Raw genomic sequence first — 18,730 nt, 5'->3', positions numbered from 1 at the left:
TGCCACCTCATGATCGAATTTTTATTTACTAATAAGAATTTTTATACATACAGTTCATTAAAGATGCAGCTATGTTCAACTAGCTGCGACACTTTCTTTCATTAATGTTTGTTGTAATATATCGACAGCCATATCAAGCTCTTCGTTCGTAACAATAAGCGGCGGTAGTAAACGGATAACGTTGGGTCCAGCGGTTAGTACAAGCAGTCCATTGGCATGAATCGCTGGAATCAGCTTTGTGATCTCTTGTTTACATTCAATCCCTATCATTAGTCCAAGACCGCGCACGTCTTTTACAATATCTACTCCGTGTAGCGCTTCGCGAAGTTGTTGTAAAAAGTATGCTCCTTTTTTTTGCACTTCCTGTAAAAATTCCTCTTTGAAAATGACTTGTAATGTCGCTTTCGCAGCCGCCATAGCAAGCGGATTGCCGCCAAATGTCGAGCCGTGGATACCGGCTGTAAACGTATCCCGCAAAAATGCTTTTCCGATCATTGCACCAACCGGAACTCCGCTTCCTAATCCCTTGGCGCTCGTAATGATGTCTGGCTCGATTGAAAAATGTTGATATGCAAATGCGGTCCCAGTACGACCAATGCCGGTTTGCACTTCATCGACAATGAACAGAGCGCCATACTGTTTGCAAAGTTCGGCGATTTTTTGCAAAAACGCTTCGTTCGCTTGTCTCACGCCGCCTTCGCCTTGCACAATCTCGACCATGATCGCAGCCACACGTTCGTCCATTTCTTGTTCCAATGTGGCGATATCGTTAAAAGGAAGATGAATAAATTCCGGTAACAGCGGCCCGAACCCTTTATACACTTTTTCTTGCCCAGTCGCTGACATCGTCGCAAACGTCCGACCGTGAAACGATTGTTGAAACGTAATGACTTTCGAGCGACCCGTGTGCTTACGCGCTAACTTTAGCGCTGCTTCGTTCGCTTCCGCCCCGCTGTTACAAAAAAACACATAATCTCCGCAGCTATGCTCAACAAGAAGCTGTGCCACTTCTTCTTGCAAATCGCTTGTGAATAAATTGGAGACGTGCCAAACTCGCTGTAGCTGTGCCTCGATTGCAGCTTGAACAGCGGGATGGCGGTGACCAAGATTACAAACCGCGATTCCTGCAACGAAATCTAAATATTGTTTGCCGTCTTTCGCGACAACTTTTGTCCCCTCCGCTGATTCGAGACAAATGTCCCAACGGTTATAAGTAGGAAATAACGCTCCCATTAGTAAACCCCCGCTTCTTTTCGAATGATCGTTCCATAAATCCGCCCATTTTCGGAATAAAATGTTGTTTTTCCGCTGACAATCATTACTTCATCAAGTGACTCCGATAGTGCAGCCACCGCTGCTTTTACTTTTGGAATCATCCCTCCGGAAATAATCCCGTCATCAATCATGTTCTCAATCGTCTCAATGGTTGCGTGCTCGACCAAGGAACCGTTTTGTAAAATGCCCGGAACATCGGTAACGAATACGAGTTGTTTTGCTTGTAACGCTTTGGCGATAGACCCTGCGGCCGTATCAGCGTTAATGTTATATTTTTGTCCTTTCCGGTCACTTCCGATCGGAGAAATGACCGGAATATACCGAGAGAGAAGAAGATCGTTTAAAAATTGTTCATTGACATTTACAACTTCCCCAACATACCCTAGCTTAGCAACATCAATCGATGCAGCTTCAAGCAAGCGAGCATCAACTCCGGAAAGACCAATGCTAGGAAGGTGGTATTGCTGTAGTAAGGAAACAAGCTGTTTGTTTACTTTCCCGCTTAAAATCATTTCCACAACTTCTAATACCTCTTCTGTCGTCTTCCGCAATCCATTAATGAACTCGCTGCACACATTTAATCGTTTCAGCATTTGTCCGATTTCCGGACCACCGCCATGAACAATAACGATATTCATGCCTTGAGAGTACAACGCTTGTAAACTCGTAAAAAAGGATGGTGACAACTCGCTTAATATGCTTCCTCCGCATTTGATGACAATTGTCTCTCCCATCGTTCTCTCCTCTCATTTTCTTATGTACGATAGCTTGCATTAATTTTGACGTAATCGTATGTTAAATCGCAGCCCCACGCCACGCCTGTTCCATTGCCGAGATGGAGATTCACTTCAATAACGACTTCTTTATGTTGTAAATAAGCAGTAGCCGCTTCTTCCGAAAACGGCTGCGGTTCGCTTCCTTTTAACATGACGATATTTCCGAGTGAGATGTCGACATGATCCGGATCTACTGTCGCATCCGCATGGCCGATCGCCCCGATAATTCTCCCCCAGTTCGCATCTGCCCCATAAACAGCAGTTTTCACTAAATTCGAACCGACAATTTTTTTAGCAATTCGTTTCGCTTCTTCATCCGTTGCTGCTCCGTTCACGCGCACTTCAATAAGCTTCGTTGCCCCTTCGCCGTCTTTGGCAATTTGTTTGGCTAAATCTTCGCATGTTTGTTTTAATGCTTCGTAAAATTTTGGCCACTCTGGATGATTCGGAGTAAGCTCGTTATTTTGGGCAAGCCCGCTTGCCATCACGACAACCATATCGTTCGTCGATGTTTCACCGTCAACGGTAATTTGATTAAACGACACGTCCGTAATCGAACGAAGTGCATCTTGAAGGGAACTTGAAGAGATATTCGCATCGGTTGTAACAAAAGCAAGCATCGTTGCCATGTTCGGATGAATCATTCCTGATCCTTTCGCTGCCCCGCCGATCGTGACCGTCTTTCCATCAATGGTCGTTTGATAACACGCTTTTTTCATCACCGTGTCCGTCGTTAAAATCGCCGTTTGAAAAGCAACAGCATCTTCTTGTAAGTGACTTGGCTGCAATTTTTTGATACCAGCACGAATTTTCTCCATCGGCAAAAATTCGCCGATGACTCCTGTTGAAGCTACCGCTACAAGATGCGGTTGCAGGCCAAATTGCTCAGCGCATAACTCTCTCATTTCATAAGCATCTTTTAATCCTCTTTCTCCTGTACAAGCGTTCGCACAAGCACTATTGACGATGATCGCCTGCAATTTTTGTTCAACAGCGATGCTTTGCTGTGTCACTTTCAGCGGAGCAGCTTGAAAATGGCTTTGCGTATAAACCGCGGCACAAGACGCCGGCACCTCGCACACAATCACTCCTAAATCTTTTTTGGCATACCGCAACCCAGCGTGTACGCCTGCTGCTTGAAAACCTTTCGGCGTAACCACCGTTCCCTCAGCGATATAGTAAACGTCACTTCCTTGCTTTGTGATTATCATGACACTAACTCCTTCCTACGGATAAATAGGCGCAAATGCCAGCCCGCTATCTTCGTCCCAGCCCATCATCACATTCAAGTTTTGAATTGCTTGACCGGCAGCTCCTTTGACGAGATTGTCAATCACGGAGACGACCGTCACTCTTCCTGTTCGTTCATCATATGCAATGCCAATGTCGCAATAGTTAGAGCCATAGACTTCTTTTGTCGCTGGGAATTGTCCCGGCTTTCGTACACGAACAAACTTGGAATCTTCATAACTTGTTTTATACAAATCTAGCAACATCTCTAATGACAAATCTTCCTTTGCTTTCGCATAGATCGTTGCCATAATTCCTCTTGTCATCGGGATTAAATGAGTACTGAACGTAATTAGTTGAACATGCTCATCCCACATTTGCAGCATTTGCTCAATTTCTGGGATGTGTTGATGTTCATTCACTTTATAAATTTTGACGTTTTCATTTGTTTCCGAAAAATGAGTGTTTAACGAAGCTTGACGTCCGGCTCCTGATACTCCTGATTTCGCATCAACAATGATCGAATCTTCTTCGATCAAACGATGTTTCACAAGCGGTGCTAATCCAAGTAATGTTGCCGTTGGATAACAACCTGGATTGGAAAGAAGCTGAGCACCTCGAATCTCTTCTTTGTTCCATTCCGTTAAACCGTACACAGCCTGTTGCAAATAAATATCGGAAGCTGTTTGCCGCTTATACCATTTTTCATACACCGTTCTATCTTTAAGGCGAAAATCGCCGGATAAATCAATCACTTTGATCCCTTTTTCAATAAGCAATGGTGCGAGTCCGCTTGAAACACCCGGCGGTGTAGCAAAAAAGACAAGATCGCATGTAGCTGCAATTTGTTCCATATCAATCTTTTGAAGAATAAGCTCTCCTTCTTCACGCGCATGAGGAAAACTGTGAGATAACGGAACTCCTTCTTGTGACGATGAATAAAGAGAGCAACGACTTATATAAGGATGATGGCGCAAAAACCGCAGCAATTCTACACCGCTATACCCTGTTGCGCCAATAACTGCGATGTTCATGTTCTTCCTCCTTGAACGAATTCTCTTTCATGTAGTTATCATTATAATACTGCATAAAAATAAAATCAAATGTATATTTAATTATTTTCTAAAATTTATGTATATATTTATTCAATTGTCTTTTTCCGTATTCTTTCTATAAATCTGAAAACATATTGCTTATGATTTTTAAATCAGTAATAAACGTGGCGTTCGATAATACAGATACTGTTTCAGAGTGTTTATCGCAATATCCCAATACAAAAAATTCCGTGAAGGGAAAAAGAGAAAGCGACAAAAAATTTACTACATTCAGTCCGGAAAAGTACAAATGAGTAAAATGACGGCAGATGGACAAGAATTTACATTACGGATATGCAATAACGGGGATTTTTCCATGCAAAATATCTGCCAAGTGCCAAAACGCCCGAGACGGGATTGTTTCTGCCACTTCAAAAAAGGTGCTTAAAAAACCACCAATTATCTCTCATGCTTATGAAATGGATAAATGACCAGTGTCGCAAAACTCAAACGAAATTTCGCGACCTTAAAAAGAGGCATTATACTCTACGCTGATTCGCTTATGTAACCGTTACGGGGGATGAAGGAAGACGGCATTCTAATTATCTTGCAACTAACACACTAGAAATTGGAGAGCTTTTGCGGAACGTCGCGCGAAGCCGTCAACATCTTGCTGAGCAAATTGCGGAAAAAAGGCATTATCTCCGTACCAAAAAGTTCATAGCTTTGAATATTTACGTAACGAAATCGCTTGTGAAGGTTGTTCGCCGGAAATATGTAGCATTGATTAAAAAAGGAGACGCATAATGCGTCTCCTTTTTTATGATAGAAAAATCAACATAACGAGCAGAAAATAAGCCGAATTGGCAATTTCCAAAATACCTACTTTTGTTACGGAAAGCGATTTTCCATATAAAGATATTGCACGAATGACGCTTGGAACATAGGCAAGAGCAAACAATGGATAACCAATCATCACTAGGACAACAATTAATAGAAAATGATAAATCCATGACCCCCATTTATAAATAGAATTTTTCTTTTCGCGGATCATCGTTTTCACATAAAAGGTGCTTCCGATAAAAAAGAGGAAGCTAAATAAAGATAGTTCGAACGCTTGAATCGTTAATGCGCCGCGCCCGACGTAAAAGCTGGCAAGACCACCGATACAAAAAGCAGCAATAGCAGCTACATCGTTAAAAAAGGCGCGCTCATTTTTCTTTTTCGCATAATAAAGATTCATCAAAAAGAACGGAACCATGGCGATACCAAAGTTAATGAGCATCGGATGGTACAATAACGGAATAAGAAACATCATGACCGCGAATGAAAAATAACAATAAAACCATGGCATATATTCATTCTTTCGCTTTGTTTTTACTGTCATTAAGAATGGATATGTCGCTAAATGTAAACATAACCAGCCGAGAAATAACGGAAGATGGAACCAAGAAAACCCGCCCGCATATGCTCCTAATCCAAACGGAATGCCAAGCATCGCCCAAGCGCCATGTTGTTTGGGAATAAGCAAGGTCGGCTTCTTGCCAACAATCATCGCTTTGTTACTCCTGATTCATCCCCCGCTTACTGGTGGGATAAAAGCAACGGTATCGCCAGGTTTGAGCTGTTGCTCTTCCCGTGCGTATTCTTCGTTAACTGCCACCATCACGTGGCGCAAGTCGATTCCATACCGTGTTTCAATCTGTTGTTTTAACTCTTTCACTGTTTGTGGAACGTATTGCATTTCGATTCTCTCTTGCCCAATTGCTTCTTGTAAGTGAGCAAAAAAGAGCAATGTAATCATCATATGAAGTCCTCTCCTTCCGGTTTTCCCGTCGGATACGCTTTCGTTTCCAGCTGGTTTCCTACCCATTCTGTCCCATCTTCCCAATGTTCTTTTTTCCAAATCGGCACAATTTGTTTAATTCTCTCAATTGCGTACCGATTTGCTTCGTAGGCGTCGTTCCGATGCGGTGTCGAAACAGCAATGACGACAGCAATATCGCCAATATCAAGCTTGCCAATCCGATGCGTGATCGCCACTTTTGCCTCCGGCCACTTTTCGCGAATTTCTTTTCCGATTTGCGCCAACATTTTTTCCGCCATCGTCACATATGCTTCATACTGTAAAAATAACGTTCGTTTTCCGTTTGTCAGCTCTCGCACCGTCCCGATAAACGTCGTGATCGCACCTGCTTCCGGTCGTATCACTTTTTGTATCACTTTTTCAATGGAGATTGGTTTTTCCGTAATCATAAATAATGGTTCGCTCATACAGCTTTTCTCACCTCATTCATCAACCATTGTAAATAGCGCTTCTCGTCATTAATCAAAAAAACAGGATATGGGATGGATGCTAGCAACGGGGAAGGCTCCCATGTAATAACCGCGACAATATTTGTTAATACAGAAAGCGACGACCAATCTTCATCGGTCCGCAGCATCACGATTTTCTTATATTGTTCGCGTTTATACCCTTCGACGATCGTAAAATCAATAGGCAACAGCGAATAAACTGATAAAATTTGTGACAACGTCCATTGTGGCTGAAAGGCGTGTAATTGCAATAGACCATTTCCTTCGACCGAAGTGACAATCGCTCCGGCTTGTTGATGCCGGCTCGAATCATTAGTCACATGACACACATCCGGATTGCCGCCGTGACCATGGTGTTTCACCGTCCCGACTTTGTATCCTTCTTGGGAGGCTTGCTTTATCCATTTTTCGATGAGTGTTGTTTTTCCGCTATTTTTGTAGCCGACGACTTGCCAGACGTTCATACAGCACTTCCTTCTTCATCTTCTAACAGCCATACATTAACCGTATCTCCTTTGGCGAAACCGCGCGTTCCTCCCGGCAACACCATCAGCGCGTTCGCTTTTGCAAGCGATGTAACGATATTCGATTTATCCATTCCGACAGGGAAAACGTATAGACGTCCGTCTTGAACGGTCACATAGCTTCTTACAAAGCGAGTAAACGGATTCGGTTTTGGAAAATCAGCCAATAACGTTGCAGTCTTTTTTCGCAAATACGGCTTTGGCGAAAACAGCCTCGTTCGAACAACAGGGCGAACGAATAATTCGTACCCGACGTAACAAGCGGAAGGATTGCCGGATAAACCAAACAATAGCTTTCCGTTGACATGTGCTACCGTTGTAACACTTCCTGGCCGCATGGCCACTTTATTAAATAATACTTCGGCTCCCAGCCGTTCATAAATAGTCGGCAAATAGTCGTAATCACCGACAGAAACACCGCCTGTTGTAATGAGAATATCGACATCATCCAACACTTGCTCAATTGCCGCCAAACATTCGTCAACATCATCAGCCAATGTTCCGAAATATACAGGTATCGCTCCGCTGCGGATAACTTGCGCGCTAATCATGTACGAGTTGCTGTTGCGAATTTTGCCAGGAACAAGCGGCTCGGAAACCTCCAATAATTCGCTGCCTGTCGCAAAAATGCCGATCCTCGGTTTTTTCGCGACTTTTACTTCTGCATAACCAAATGTTGCTAATAACGCCTGTACACCCGGGTTAATGAATGTTCCTTTTGGCACGAGCACATCCCCTTTTCTCGCATCTTCGCCTTGAAAGGATATGTTGTCCCCCGGCTTGAACGAACGTTTAATCGACATATACTTTTTACCATTCCGCTCATATTCGTTCGTCAGCTCAAGCATGACGACCGCATCGCAGCCACTTGGAATTTGTGCTCCTGTCATAATGCGTACCGCTTGAAACGGCTGAACGACTTGTTTTGCTACGTCCCCCGCGCCAATCGCTTCGATGACCTCAAATTCAACAGGATGAGTGAGGCTGGCTGAAGCGGAATCTACCGCACGAATCGCAAAGCCGTCGTAAGGGGAACGATCAAACGGCGGAACATCATGATCGGCACAAAGCGGCTCGGCCAAATATCTTCCATAAGCTTCTTCAAGTTGGACTGTTTCTATCTCTCCCTCTTTCGCATACGCCATCACTTTTTTTATTGCTTCTGTTACTGGAATGGGTGTTCTTTTCTCTATCACTAGGTATCTCCCCTCATTTTTTCTATTGCTTCATAACGAATAAAGATCAGCGGCATTAAAAGTTCCCGTTTCTATCCATTTTACATTGTAGAAAAAAATTGAACAAACAAGTTGTAAGAATTTTCTCTATCTGTTCCAAACGCTAGCGGCCTTAGGGTGTCTCACCTTCTTTCGGACAAACACGAAGAACCCGGGCTGCCTCATCATGATGAGTTAGCTCGGGTTTTAGTCTATATTTGCTTTTTGAATCAGCATCGATATAAAACAATAAGAAATCGCTTGAAGCGAAACATTCTCCTCAGCGGATGAAACACGCTTGCGAATCGCATGTAGAGAATGTTTGCGTTTTTTAACCGCCAATATAAGACATTTCGATTTTTTTCCGCGTTTTTGCCGTTTGTTCTGTCCGTTCATCGGAATATCGGTCTGTTCGTTTATTCCATGTCGAAATAATAAGCTGTTGAAGTTCCGATTTTCCTACTCCTGCGCGTAGTTTTTCTTTTAATGAAATCCCATCTGTCGCAAATAAACACGTATACAGCGTTCCATCCGCAGAAATGCGCGCCCGCGTACAGCTTCTGCAAAATGATTCGGTAACTGACGCAATAAAACCTACTTCCGCATTTGTGCCGACGTAACGGTAGCGGCTCGCGACCTCGCCAAAATATGCCTGCTCTACCGGTTCAAGCGAATGAATTTGTTGAATTTGCTCATAAATTTCTTTTTTCGTAACGACATGAGAAAAATCCCAACCGTTCGTGGTCCCCACATCCATAAACTCGATAAAGCGCAGCGTGATTCCTTGTTCCTTAAAATATGTCGCCATCGGTATAATTTGTGAGTCGTTCATTCCTTTTTTCACAACCATATTCACTTTTACGCCAAGCCCCGCTTCTTTTGCTGCAGCAATTCCCTTTAAAATCGGCCCAACTCCGACGCCAACTCCGTTCATTTTTTTTAAAATGGCATCATCAAGCGCATCAAGGCTGACATTGACGCGCTGTAATCCTGCTTCTTTTAATATTTTCGCATACTTCACTAAATGGACACCGTTCGTCGTTAGGGCGATATCACGAATACCTTGAATGACTGTCAGCCGCTCAATCAATGATGGTAAATCTCTTCTTAACAGCGGCTCTCCTCCGGTAATGCGAATTTTTTCGACCCCCAATTCGGCAAAACTTTCGACAAGCAAGACCATTTCCTCAACCGTCAGGAGCTCATCTTCATTTAAAAAGCGAAAGTTCGGGCCGAAAATTTCCGCTGGCATACAATACACGCAGCGAAAATTGCATTGGTCGGTCACGGAAATGCGCAAGTCACGCAACGGACGATTCCATTGATCGACAATTGGCAGTTGTATTTTTCCCATAACCTTCCCTCCTTTCAAGCTGATTTAAAGATCGTTGCACATAGCAGTAGTAAAAACGAAAACACAATTGTTACCGCTACCCACGCCCATGCTAGCGTCATTTCTCCCGATTCCATGGCCACGTAAATCGCCGTAGGGATCGTTTGCGTTTTTCCAGGAATATTCCCGGCAAACATTAACGTCGCACCAAATTCTCCAAGACTGCGAGCGAATGATAAAATCGCCCCCGAGAGAATCGCCTTATTCGCTAACGGAATCGATATATAAAAAAAGACTTGATATTCGTTCGCTCCGTCGATGCGCGCCGCCCCTTCTATTGCCTCATCCACCGCTTCAAACCCTGCCTTCGCTGATTGATACATTAAAGGAAAGGAAACAATGACCGAAGCAATCACCGCCGCATACCACGTAAACATAATTGTCCCTTGAAATATTGCTTCTACCGCTCTTCCAACAAGACTATTTTTACCAAAAACCACCATTAACAAAAAACCAACGACAGACGGAGGAAGAACAAGCGGAAGCATAAACAACGTTTCAACGACGATTTTTCCTTTAAACCGACGGCGCGCCATCCATTTTCCACACAACATTCCAAGTATAACAACAATCGCTCCTGCGACTAGTGATACTTTTAATGACAGCCAAACAGGCGACCAAAACTCGTTCATTACTAAAACCTCTTTCAACTAGAACCGTTCTTTGTCCACGATATACAAAGAAGCTACCTCAATATTGTGACATCACTCATATGAAATACTACTTAATTTATAAGGAAAGTATAACATAGCGAACAAAAAGGTGAAAAAATGTAGTTTCAAACAAAAAGCATCATAATTGTCATCAATGTTGATTTCCACAAAAAGGGGAAAAATCAATTACTTCGTCGATCCAACAAACATTATATATACATCGCCTAGTACCCTCTTACACAGGTCATCATAATCGCGAATTTCTGTTTGATCATGACGCTAGCGACAATATTCACGTTTACTTCCGAACAGACATTAAGGATGTTCCCTTCTTTCTCATTGAAAAACATAGAAGAAGGGCTATGTCACAATATCGTCGTATTCGTCCCGCTCATTAACATTACGAAATACACCTTCTTCCTCTATAAAGTCATGTTCATTCACATAGCGCACCCGACAACGATTAAGCAACGACATCATTCTGTTTTCTCCCGCTTCCAACAATTGTTCCATCCGTTCCAACGTGCGCCGATGGTACATGCCGACTAACGGCTGAATACGCCCGAAATGAGCAGAGAGAATGGCATCAAATGTTTCATCAACATACCTAATCATATTGGCCACAGTATTTGTGCGCATATACGGCATATCGCATGGAAGAACAAAGACCCATTCCGCCTTTGTGTTTTTCATCACTGTATAAATTCCAGCAAGCGGTCCTTGACCGCGATATACTTCTTCATCCATGATTATTTTTTCATCCGTCAGTTGTTGAAAGCGCAACAAAAGAGATGGATGACTCACAATATAGATGTCCTCAACAAATGGACGTAATGCATTTATCGCAATCTGAAAAAAATACATCCCTTCTCGCTTCGCAAATGCTTTCGGACTGCCAAAGCGCCGTGACTCTCCTCCAGCAAGAACGGCTCCTACCATCTGTTCCATCTTCGCTCACTCTCCCACAGTCAACATTTTTGTCTTACTGTAACACGAGGGAAACAAAAAGAAAAGATTTCCTAACTGTATTCAGGAACCTCCCTTTTATTCCAATTGCCTCCATGTAAATTAGTTTTCCCTTTCCATCGAAGAGGACATGGATCATGGTCATTCGCTAATTCCATCACTTTTCCCACAAATAAACGGGAAATCGCTGGATGCCGATCCCGCAGTTTATAATCAGACGTATTGAATTTTCGTAACAAATTGGCTCATAAAATAGGCCTTCCTCATATTATAATAGTCTATATACACATCGTAATGACTTCGCTTACTTGTCGTAGTGATGAGCATCTCAATTTGTTATGAACTTTCTCAACGCTCACGAAAGGAGAATGGCGGTTGGAGGAGCTCGTCGGCTTTTGTTCGGAGTGCGGCAAACCGATTCATTGTTTGTATGGGTTTTTGAACGGTGTCGTCAGCAGCGAAAAAGAAACATTGTACTGCTTCCAATGTTATAAGAAAAAAGACGTAAAGAAAAACCGTTAATGATGGCTAATGAATCACGGAACGTCAGCTCTGTGATTCGTTTTTGTTTTTTTCTTCCCTGATCATCTTTATGATTGCTTTGTATGCATTCTTATCAGTCAATACACTGCCATTGCTGTAATATTGCATCCATATTCATCGTTTCAAATTGGCATTATTTTATATCATCCAATTGAAATACTTCTTCTTTCTTTCGCTTTTGCCCGCTTGGAAAAGTATGAATCACGAATGTAAAAAATTCTCGAGGAGCTCGCTATATCGTTGACCCTGAATTCAGGATTAACACCGTCGATTTAGGGCTCATTTATAACATCAATTCAAACGAAGGAAAGGTAACCAATCACAACACAGGGTTATCCCCTCCATGATTCGATAATGGCGGAGTGAAACGGGTACTTGCAGGCATTGAAGAGATGAAAGATGTCGATGTACAAATCTTATGGAAGCCACCATGAACCCCGGAACGAATGAATGGGAAAGCCATTGCCGCAACTGGGACATCGGTAAAAAGAAAAAACGGTAATGTCGCTTAAAAGCAACATAGCCGTTTTATTTTAGACGTGTTGAACAAACCACTTCACCGTTTCTAAAAACGCTTCCCTTGTTACTTTATGGCCCGCTTTATCATCGAAAATCCCCTTTACCCTCTCTTCATTTCCTTGGTAAAGAGGTTTTATTTGTTCATAAAATTCATATGTATATTGATAAGGTACAACTTGGTCGCGCACACCATGCCAGATCATTAATGGGCGACCTTGCAGTTTTTCCGGATGAAGCGACAAATCGTATTTCGCCAGCCGCTCCTTTTCCTTTTGCAACTGCTCATCGGTGAATGGGATCGATATACGCATTTTTTTCGCCATTGCAATTTGTGCGTCAAAAAATGCTTCGTAACAAGGGTTCCCCATTAACGAGACCGCGGCTTTAATCCAAGAATACGTCGCGAGCGCACCAAATGTGACGATTCCTCCCATTGACGTACCGGCAACTCCGATTCGATCTGCTTCAATGAGATGACGACGATTGAGCTCCTCTTTTATTTGTTCAATTTCTGCAATCGTCCGAACGACAATGTTCCAAAACGACAATTGTAATTGTTTTTCTGTTAAGTTCTTTTCACGTTCTCCATGATAAAGCACATCCGGCAAAATGACGCGATATCCTGCTTCGGCAAGCAAATAGCCGAAATGAAGGTTATGTTCTTTCGCGCTTGTAAAACCGTGAACAAATATAATGAGCGGCAGCGGCTCTTGTTTTTTCTCCTCTTTCACAACATGTAATACAGGAATTTGTGCGATTTTTTCATTTTCAATAATAACCATGGCGCTGGAGACTCCTTCTTAATTTTCTTTTTCTAATATATTAGTGTAACATGTAGACAAAAATTTTGGAAAAGAGTTACACTAAATAAAAATATACAAGTAAAGGAGATAGTATGGAACGATATTTAATTGCTTTAGACTTAGATGGCACATTACTAAAAGATGACAAAACAATTTCCCCATTGACCAAAGAGGTGATTTTTCGGGCAAAAGAAGCAGGTCATATTGTCGTCATTGCTACTGGAAGGCCGTATCGCGCTAGCAAAATGTACTATGCAGAGCTCAGTTTAACAACACCGATTGTCAATTTTAACGGTGCTTTTGTCCATCATCCAAATGATGATTCGTGGGGGATTTACCATACTCCCCTTGAATTGAAAACAGTAAAAGAAATTATTGAAGTAAGCGAAACATATCATGTGAAAAATATTTTAGCTGAAGTGATGGATGATGTATATATTCATGAACATGATGAAAAGCTTCTTGATATTGTTCAATTGGGCAACCCGACGATTGAAATCGGCGATTTAAGGCAAATGTTAAAAGCCGACCCGACGAGCATTCTTATTCATACCGACGAGGAACACGTCGATGATATTCAGGCGTATTTATCCGACGTCCATGCCAACGTGCTTCATCATCGTCGTTGGGCTGCTCCATGGCATATTATTGAAATTGTTCGCGCAGGCATCCATAAAGCCAGCGGCCTGCAACGGATCGCCGAATATTACCAAATTCCGAAAGAACGTGTCATTGCCTTCGGGGATGAAGATAACGATTTGGAAATGATTGAATGGGCTGGATATGGTATCGCGATGGGGAATGCGATTGAACCGCTAAAACAAATCGCCAATGATGTCACAAAAACAAACGAAGAAGATGGGATCGGCGTTTACCTAAAGGCGCTGTTAAAGTTGTAACGAATTGCCTTATTATCATTCCACTGATGCGGTTACAATATAAATGACGCAACATTGCGTCTTGATTTTTTAAGGGGGAATGCGTCTTGGGTAAACGAAATAAATCAAAACGCTTCATTCAGCAAAGCGTTGATGCCGTAGAAAAGCACGATGAGCGAATCCCTTATCATATGACGTACGCAGAGGCGGAAGAGCGAAAGGCCAAGCAGGCAATTGACTCTTCACTTGGAGGAGCATAACAATGGGAAATCCCCTGTTTCAAAAAGCGCGTGAAGCGGTCATGATCGCCAAGCAAGCAGCAAACGGGAAAGCCGATACCGACCTTCAGCACGCGATCGATGTCGCCAAAAATGCCCTTTCCTCTGCCTATGCTCATTCAAGTCTAGCCGAAAAAGCTCAGTTACGTCAGTTTCAACAAGAGCTGGATAAATTACAATAAACAACTTCACGTATAAGAAAAGCGGGAATAGCCCAATTTTGCCTAAAGGCTGTCACATCCTGTAAGCACAAATAATGCCATTGTGGCTTGCCATGGGCAACGTTCTTTCACCCATAGAAGTGCTTGTCACCTCAGGGGAGAAGACTATTTGGCACAAGAGATCTAGACAAAATGATAAAGGAAGGTTATTCTTTAGACGCTTGCGCCTTCGATAGCATATATCATCGAAAAAATTGATTCAAGCAGTTGATACGTTGCAAGCTGAGCTAGACAATTCTCCTCGAAAAGGAAGCAAGATATCAATTCTTATGATGAAAAAGCTGCGGACAATCCGCAGCTTTAATCTTTCCGGAAAAATCCAAATACATCTGTCGTCTGAACAACATTCGTAAAGGCATTCGGATCGACTTTTTTAATGATCCTCGTTAAATCAAATAATTCATATCTCGTGATAACGATAATGAGCATATCTTTCGGTTGTTGTGAAAATGCTCCTTTCGCTGGTACAGTCGTAATCCCGCGCACAAGTTTCGCATGAATCGCTTTTTTCAATTCTTCCCCTTTATTCGTAATAATCATGACCGTTAATTTTTGATAACGCGTATGAATCGCATCGATGACACGCGTCGATGCATATAACGTAACGAGCGTATATAACGCTTTTTCCCATCCGTATACAAAACCTGCTGTTAAAATAATAACTGCATTTAACGCAAAAAAGTATGTGCCAACCGGACGATCTTTCATGCGTGATAACACTAATGCAATGATGTCAAGGCCTCCGGTGGATGCCCCCCACTTTAACGTAATCCCAATACCAACTGCCGCAATTACTCCACCGAATACTGCATTTAGTAAAATATCTTGCGCAACCTCTTTCACTGGAATGATTTCTAAAAATAACGACATAAAAATCACACTGAGAAAGCTATAAAACGTAAATGATTTTCCAACTTTTTTCCACCCCAAAATCGCAACGGGAATGTTAAGCAGGAACAATAAAAGTCCCGTAGAAATATGATAAGGCGTATAGTCATGAGCAAGTTTTGAAACAAGTTGGGAAACCCCAGCAAATCCGCTCGTATAAACGTTAGCGGGAATAAGAAATAAGTTCATGCCTACTGCATTCAGCAGTGCGCCAATGATAACAATGATCAACTTTTTCGCTTCTAACAAAATCATTTGTGCTCCTCCTGTAGGTCGTTCTTCCATAGTGTTTGTTTTTCCTTTTCTTCGTAAACGAAAAATGGTATCTTACACTTATAAAAATAAAACTATTTTATAAAAAGACAGAAGGTGAACATGATGTCGATTAACATTGTAGCCGATAGTGGCTGTGATTTGCCATACTCTTTTTTACAAAAACATTATATTTCCTTCCTTCCGCTCATTGTTCATTTGAACGGAACGGATTATGAAGACTTTGTAACGATTGACCCAAAGCAAGTATATGAGGCAATGCGAAAAGGGGAAATCGTAAAAACATCGCAGGCAAATGCACTGAAGATGAAAGAATTGTTTACAGAGCTTGCCAAAGATGGTCGCCCAGCGATTTATATCGCGTTCTCGTCGCAATTATCAGGAACATATCAAACGGCAATGATGGTGCGTGAGGAAGTGCTCGAACAGTACCCTGACTTCTCACTCACGATTATCGACTCGAAATGCGCGTCACTCGGCCTAGGACTTGTCGTCGCCAAAGCAAGCGAATTAGCCCAGCAAGGCATGCCATATGAACAGCTATGTGACACCATCGCTTCTTATTGTCAACATATGGAACATATTTTTACCGTCGATGATTTAGAATTTTTAGCACGCGGCGGACGGATTAGCAAAGCATCTGCGCTTGTCGGCGGACTATTGAATATTAAGCCGCTGCTTCATGTCGAAGATGGGAAACTTGTTCCGCTTGAAAAACTGCGCGGTCGAAAAAAAGTGTATAAACGAATGCTTGAATTGATGGCAGAACGCGGGGACGATTTGCAAAAACAAGTGATTGGCATCAGCCATGGCGATGATGAAGAAGCCGCTTTAGAATTAAAAAGACAAATCGAAGAGACATTCGGCTGCACACGCTTTTTCATTTCTCCGATTGGCGGCGCAATCGGCGCTCATGCCGGTCCGGGCACATTGGCGCTCTTTTTCCTCAATCAACACATCGAAGCATAAAATCATGCCTTTTCGAAAAAACTACCGGTGTACAATCCACATAAAGGAGTTGTAACACCAGTATGTCCCATACAAGCGATAATGATAAAAAGGCGCGTGACAATAACGCGAAACTCCACGAAAAAAATATGCTTCGCGAAAAAAACCGCCAAGCGGGAAAATACGAATATTCGAAGAAAACGGATCATCTGTAACATTGATATAAGAGAGGGATGTCCCTTAAAAGGGCATCCCTCTTTTTTACTAACAGCCAAACTGGCCCCTAGAAAAAATGTAAAATATTCTATTGCAATAAAGAACATGCCTTTTCTTAGGCTGCATTATTTCGTTCGGAACCTCGCCATAACTGCGTGCAGTTCATCTGTGAGCTGGCGCAGCGTCGTCACTTTTTCGACCATTTTTTCAAATGCGGTCAGCTGTTCTGACATGGAAGCGGCGATTTCTTCGCTTCCGGCTGCGGATTGCTCAACAACCGCGCTAATGCTTTCGACATTTTGCAATACTTGGTTTCCTAATTCTTTCGATGTATTTACATCCGCCACAAGCGCTTGAATATCGCTTGAGATTCCTTCAACTTTTTTCTCGATTTCGGCAAACGCATTGGTCGTTGTTTCAATCGATTGCGATTGTTGTTCGGCGATTTTTACGCCTTGAGCTACCGCTGACGAAACAGAAGCAACGCCGCGTTTGATGAGGGAGACCGTTTCAAAAATTTGCTTTGTCGCCCTCGCGGATTCTTCAGCTAGTTTGCGAACTTCTTCAGCAACAACGGCAAATCCTTTCCCTGCTTCTCCCGCTCTCGCTGCTTCAATCGCCGCATTTAATGCCAATAAATTCGTCTGTTCGGCAATATCTGATACCGCTTTAGCCATTTGTTCAATGTTCGCAGCATAGCTCGTAAATTCATTAGTCGCTTGTTCAATAGACAATGTCGCTTCCGAGTTATCGCGAACGAACTGCATCTGTTGCTCCATCGCTTTTTGGCCGTTCTGAATCGCCTCAACAGCCGCTTCGCTATACAGCGCTGTCTGCTCTGTTCGTTCCGCCGTTTTTGCAAATGTAGCATCCATTTTCTCAATGAGCAATACCGCCTGTTGCAATTCTTCAGAAATGCTTTGTGAACCTGCCGATAGCTCATTCGTTGATAAAGCAACTTGACGATTGATCTCTGTTAACATTTGATTCTCTTTTTCCAGTTCTTTGGCAAATGTTTCAACTTGTTTACTTACACCATCAACAGAGTGCAACAACCGATTGAGCTCATCAACCATCGTATTGAACGCGGTATTCAGCGCTCCTAATTCATCATCATGCTTATAAGAAACTCGTTCCACAAGCAAGTTACCGCTAGCGATTTCTTTGGCGTTGTTCGCCAAACGTTGCAGCGGATTCGTAATGGAGCGCGTAAGCCGTAAACTGATTCCCCCTGACATGATGATGAGCGCAATACTTCCGATAATGGCTGTCCAAATGACAAAGCGGATTTGCGCTTGCAAATCGCTTTGCAGTTTTTGATAAAAATCATTCGTGTATAACTGCAAAACGTAAACGTCATTGAGCGCTCCCTCAATCCGCATCGCTTGCCGTCTCACTTCGGATGCATCACGCTGATCGAGCGCCTCAAGCGATTGGGTGTGCACATCCGAAAATTTCTGCTTCGCTTTCGTTAACAGCTCAATAAATTGTTTTTGTTTTAACGTTTTTTCTAGTTTGCTAATGAATCGTTCTGTTTCTTGAATTTGAGTCGTTACTTCTTGCTTATTTCCCTCGGTCATATTATAAGCAAAATTATTTAAGCTTTGTTTTGTCGATTTCATGCTTGCTTGTAGCTGTTGTACCGTCAGCAAAACCGGAACGATATCTTTATTCGTCGCTTGAATCGACAGCATGTTCACAATAATAAATCCCATCATTGCCATCGACAACAATAACAAAATGAACGAATGAAGCCATAGCTTTTTCCGAATCGTCATCATA

At 42.5% G+C, this 18,730-nt stretch carries 22 protein-coding genes; 7 read left to right on the top strand and 15 right to left on the bottom strand.

The features are described from left to right. Positions 1-75: 75 nt before the first annotated feature. Genes HNR31_RS08205 through argC form a run of 4 tightly spaced genes read right to left on the bottom strand, consistent with a single transcriptional unit; the run spans position 76 to position 4,315 of the window. A complete protein-coding gene (locus HNR31_RS08205; protein WP_181555765.1) occupies positions 76-1,233 on the bottom strand; it encodes an acetylornithine transaminase in 1,158 nt (385 codons plus the stop codon). Next, the gene (argB, locus tag HNR31_RS08200; protein ID WP_181555764.1) at positions 1,233-2,009 is read right to left on the bottom strand and encodes an acetylglutamate kinase; all 777 of its coding nucleotides are present in this window, start codon (positions 2,007-2,009) and stop codon (positions 1,233-1,235) included. The genes HNR31_RS08205 and argB overlap by 1 nt, the downstream gene beginning before the upstream one ends. Before the next feature lie 20 nt (positions 2,010-2,029). Further along, positions 2,030-3,262, bottom strand: coding sequence for a bifunctional ornithine acetyltransferase/N-acetylglutamate synthase (argJ, locus tag HNR31_RS08195; RefSeq protein WP_181555763.1), 1,233 nt, complete (start codon positions 3,260-3,262; stop codon positions 2,030-2,032). 15 nt (positions 3,263-3,277) lie between these two features. Beyond that, entirely contained in the window at positions 3,278-4,315 is a 1,038-nt protein-coding gene (argC, locus tag HNR31_RS08190) for an N-acetyl-gamma-glutamyl-phosphate reductase (protein WP_181555762.1), read from the bottom strand. A 628-nt stretch (positions 4,316-4,943) separates the two neighbouring features. On the opposite strand from argC, the gene HNR31_RS18655 reads away from it, so the two are divergent. After that, complete coding sequence (locus tag HNR31_RS18655) at positions 4,944-5,039, top strand: helix-turn-helix domain-containing protein (protein WP_258561031.1); 96 nt, start codon at positions 4,944-4,946, stop codon at positions 5,037-5,039. A gap of 96 nt (positions 5,040-5,135) precedes the next feature. Here the strand turns inward: HNR31_RS18655 and HNR31_RS08180 are convergent, their stop codons facing one another. The 8 genes from HNR31_RS08180 to HNR31_RS08145 form a co-directional block, all read right to left on the bottom strand. Then, positions 5,136-5,870: a YwiC-like family protein gene (locus tag HNR31_RS08180; protein WP_181555761.1), complete on the bottom strand. Its 735-nt coding sequence runs from the start codon at positions 5,868-5,870 to the stop codon at positions 5,136-5,138. An 18-nt stretch (positions 5,871-5,888) separates the two neighbouring features. Further along, positions 5,889-6,119 carry a molybdopterin converting factor subunit 1 gene (moaD, locus tag HNR31_RS08175; protein ID WP_181555856.1) on the bottom strand — a complete coding sequence of 77 codons (231 nt, stop codon included), beginning with the start codon at positions 6,117-6,119 and terminating at the stop codon, positions 5,889-5,891. Continuing rightward, complete coding sequence (locus tag HNR31_RS08170) at positions 6,119-6,589, bottom strand: molybdenum cofactor biosynthesis protein MoaE (protein ID WP_181555760.1); 471 nt, start codon at positions 6,587-6,589, stop codon at positions 6,119-6,121. The genes moaD and HNR31_RS08170 overlap by 1 nt, the downstream gene beginning before the upstream one ends. Further along, positions 6,586-7,095 (bottom strand): molybdopterin-guanine dinucleotide biosynthesis protein B, encoded by a 510-nt coding sequence (gene mobB / locus HNR31_RS08165; protein ID WP_181555759.1) that lies wholly within the window; start codon positions 7,093-7,095, stop codon positions 6,586-6,588. The genes HNR31_RS08170 and mobB overlap by 4 nt, the downstream gene beginning before the upstream one ends. Then, positions 7,092-8,351 carry a molybdopterin molybdotransferase MoeA gene (locus HNR31_RS08160; protein ID WP_181555758.1) on the bottom strand — a complete coding sequence of 420 codons (1,260 nt, stop codon included), beginning with the start codon at positions 8,349-8,351 and terminating at the stop codon, positions 7,092-7,094. Before HNR31_RS08160 ends, mobB begins: the two co-directional genes overlap by 4 nt. Positions 8,352-8,700: 349 nt before the next feature. Then, positions 8,701-9,723, bottom strand: coding sequence for a GTP 3',8-cyclase MoaA (gene moaA / locus HNR31_RS08155; RefSeq protein ID WP_181555757.1), 1,023 nt, complete (start codon positions 9,721-9,723; stop codon positions 8,701-8,703). A 14-nt stretch (positions 9,724-9,737) separates the two neighbouring features. After that, positions 9,738-10,394 (bottom strand): molybdate ABC transporter permease subunit, encoded by a 657-nt coding sequence (gene modB, locus HNR31_RS08150; RefSeq protein ID WP_181555756.1) that lies wholly within the window; start codon positions 10,392-10,394, stop codon positions 9,738-9,740. A gap of 381 nt (positions 10,395-10,775) precedes the next feature. Then, positions 10,776-11,363 (bottom strand): molybdenum cofactor guanylyltransferase, encoded by a 588-nt coding sequence (locus tag HNR31_RS08145; RefSeq protein WP_181555755.1) that lies wholly within the window; start codon positions 11,361-11,363, stop codon positions 10,776-10,778. 393 nt (positions 11,364-11,756) lie between these two features. On the opposite strand from HNR31_RS08145, the gene HNR31_RS08140 reads away from it, so the two are divergent. Next, positions 11,757-11,903 carry a hypothetical protein gene (locus tag HNR31_RS08140; protein ID WP_181555754.1) on the top strand — a complete coding sequence of 49 codons (147 nt, stop codon included), beginning with the start codon at positions 11,757-11,759 and terminating at the stop codon, positions 11,901-11,903. Positions 11,904-12,457: 554 nt separating this feature from the next. Here the strand turns inward: HNR31_RS08140 and HNR31_RS08135 are convergent. After that, entirely contained in the window at positions 12,458-13,225 is a 768-nt protein-coding gene (locus HNR31_RS08135; protein WP_181555753.1) for an alpha/beta fold hydrolase, read from the bottom strand. 113 nt (positions 13,226-13,338) lie between these two features. Between HNR31_RS08135 and HNR31_RS08130 the strand changes: the two genes are divergently transcribed. The 3 genes from HNR31_RS08130 to HNR31_RS08120 all read left to right on the top strand — a co-directional run bounded on the left by HNR31_RS08130 (position 13,339) and on the right by HNR31_RS08120 (position 14,584). After that, on the top strand, positions 13,339-14,145 hold the full coding sequence (locus tag HNR31_RS08130; RefSeq protein WP_181555752.1) for a Cof-type HAD-IIB family hydrolase: 807 nt from the start codon (positions 13,339-13,341) through the stop codon (positions 14,143-14,145). A gap of 86 nt (positions 14,146-14,231) precedes the next feature. Then, on the top strand, positions 14,232-14,384 hold the full coding sequence (locus HNR31_RS08125) for a hypothetical protein (protein ID WP_181555751.1): 153 nt from the start codon (positions 14,232-14,234) through the stop codon (positions 14,382-14,384). A gap of 2 nt (positions 14,385-14,386) precedes the next feature. Beyond that, entirely contained in the window at positions 14,387-14,584 is a 198-nt protein-coding gene (locus HNR31_RS08120) for a DUF3813 domain-containing protein (protein ID WP_181555750.1), read from the top strand. A 339-nt stretch (positions 14,585-14,923) separates the two neighbouring features. Here HNR31_RS08120 and HNR31_RS08115 read toward each other — a convergent pair whose 3' ends face one another. Further along, the gene (locus HNR31_RS08115) at positions 14,924-15,766 is read right to left on the bottom strand and encodes a YitT family protein (protein ID WP_181555749.1); all 843 of its coding nucleotides are present in this window, start codon (positions 15,764-15,766) and stop codon (positions 14,924-14,926) included. Between the two features lie 123 nt (positions 15,767-15,889). Between HNR31_RS08115 and HNR31_RS08110 the strand changes: the two genes are divergently transcribed. Beyond that, positions 15,890-16,753, top strand: coding sequence for a DegV family protein (locus HNR31_RS08110; protein WP_181555748.1), 864 nt, complete (start codon positions 15,890-15,892; stop codon positions 16,751-16,753). 62 nt (positions 16,754-16,815) lie between these two features. Then, positions 16,816-16,947, top strand: coding sequence for a DUF3941 domain-containing protein (locus tag HNR31_RS08105; RefSeq protein ID WP_181555747.1), 132 nt, complete (start codon positions 16,816-16,818; stop codon positions 16,945-16,947). A 126-nt stretch (positions 16,948-17,073) separates the two neighbouring features. Here the strand turns inward: HNR31_RS08105 and HNR31_RS08100 are convergent, their stop codons facing one another. Beyond that, a complete protein-coding gene (locus HNR31_RS08100) occupies positions 17,074-18,726 on the bottom strand; it encodes a methyl-accepting chemotaxis protein (RefSeq protein ID WP_181555855.1) in 1,653 nt (550 codons plus the stop codon). Between the last annotated feature and the right edge of the window lie 4 nt (positions 18,727-18,730).

This window comes from Thermaerobacillus caldiproteolyticus, assembly GCF_013761245.1.
GTDB lineage: Bacteria > Bacillota > Bacilli > Bacillales > Anoxybacillaceae > Thermaerobacillus > Thermaerobacillus caldiproteolyticus.
The sequence above is the reverse complement of the archived record's forward strand: the minus strand, read 5'-3'. Positions and strand labels throughout refer to the sequence as shown.

Bases quoted from the DNA above. Each gene is read 5' to 3' on its own strand.
- argB (WP_181555764.1), bottom strand. From the start codon at position 2,009: ATGGGAGAGACAATTGTCATCAAATGCGGAGGAAGCATATTAAGCGAG.
- HNR31_RS08100 (WP_181555855.1), bottom strand. From the start codon at position 18,726: ATGACGATTCGGAAAAAGCTATGGCTTCATTCGTTCATTTTGTTATTG.
- HNR31_RS08130 (WP_181555752.1), top strand. From the start codon at position 13,339: ATGGAACGATATTTAATTGCTTTAGACTTAGATGGCACATTACTAAAA.
- moaA (WP_181555757.1), bottom strand. From the start codon at position 9,723: ATGGGAAAAATACAACTGCCAATTGTCGATCAATGGAATCGTCCGTTG.
- HNR31_RS08170 (WP_181555760.1), bottom strand. From the start codon at position 6,589: ATGAGCGAACCATTATTTATGATTACGGAAAAACCAATCTCCATTGAA.
- HNR31_RS08105 (WP_181555747.1), top strand. From the start codon at position 16,816: ATGTCCCATACAAGCGATAATGATAAAAAGGCGCGTGACAATAACGCG.
- HNR31_RS08110 (WP_181555748.1), top strand. From the start codon at position 15,890: ATGTCGATTAACATTGTAGCCGATAGTGGCTGTGATTTGCCATACTCT.
- HNR31_RS08135 (WP_181555753.1), bottom strand. From the start codon at position 13,225: ATGGTTATTATTGAAAATGAAAAAATCGCACAAATTCCTGTATTACAT.
- mobB (WP_181555759.1), bottom strand. From the start codon at position 7,095: ATGAACGTCTGGCAAGTCGTCGGCTACAAAAATAGCGGAAAAACAACA.
- argJ (WP_181555763.1), bottom strand. From the start codon at position 3,262: ATGATAATCACAAAGCAAGGAAGTGACGTTTACTATATCGCTGAGGGA.
- HNR31_RS08120 (WP_181555750.1), top strand. From the start codon at position 14,387: ATGGGAAATCCCCTGTTTCAAAAAGCGCGTGAAGCGGTCATGATCGCC.
- HNR31_RS08180 (WP_181555761.1), bottom strand. From the start codon at position 5,870: ATGATTGTTGGCAAGAAGCCGACCTTGCTTATTCCCAAACAACATGGC.
- HNR31_RS08145 (WP_181555755.1), bottom strand. From the start codon at position 11,363: ATGGAACAGATGGTAGGAGCCGTTCTTGCTGGAGGAGAGTCACGGCGC.
- argC (WP_181555762.1), bottom strand. From the start codon at position 4,315: ATGAACATCGCAGTTATTGGCGCAACAGGGTATAGCGGTGTAGAATTG.
- HNR31_RS08205 (WP_181555765.1), bottom strand. From the start codon at position 1,233: ATGGGAGCGTTATTTCCTACTTATAACCGTTGGGACATTTGTCTCGAA.
- HNR31_RS08115 (WP_181555749.1), bottom strand. From the start codon at position 15,766: ATGATTTTGTTAGAAGCGAAAAAGTTGATCATTGTTATCATTGGCGCA.
- moaD (WP_181555856.1), bottom strand. From the start codon at position 6,119: ATGATTACATTGCTCTTTTTTGCTCACTTACAAGAAGCAATTGGGCAA.
- modB (WP_181555756.1), bottom strand. From the start codon at position 10,394: ATGAACGAGTTTTGGTCGCCTGTTTGGCTGTCATTAAAAGTATCACTA.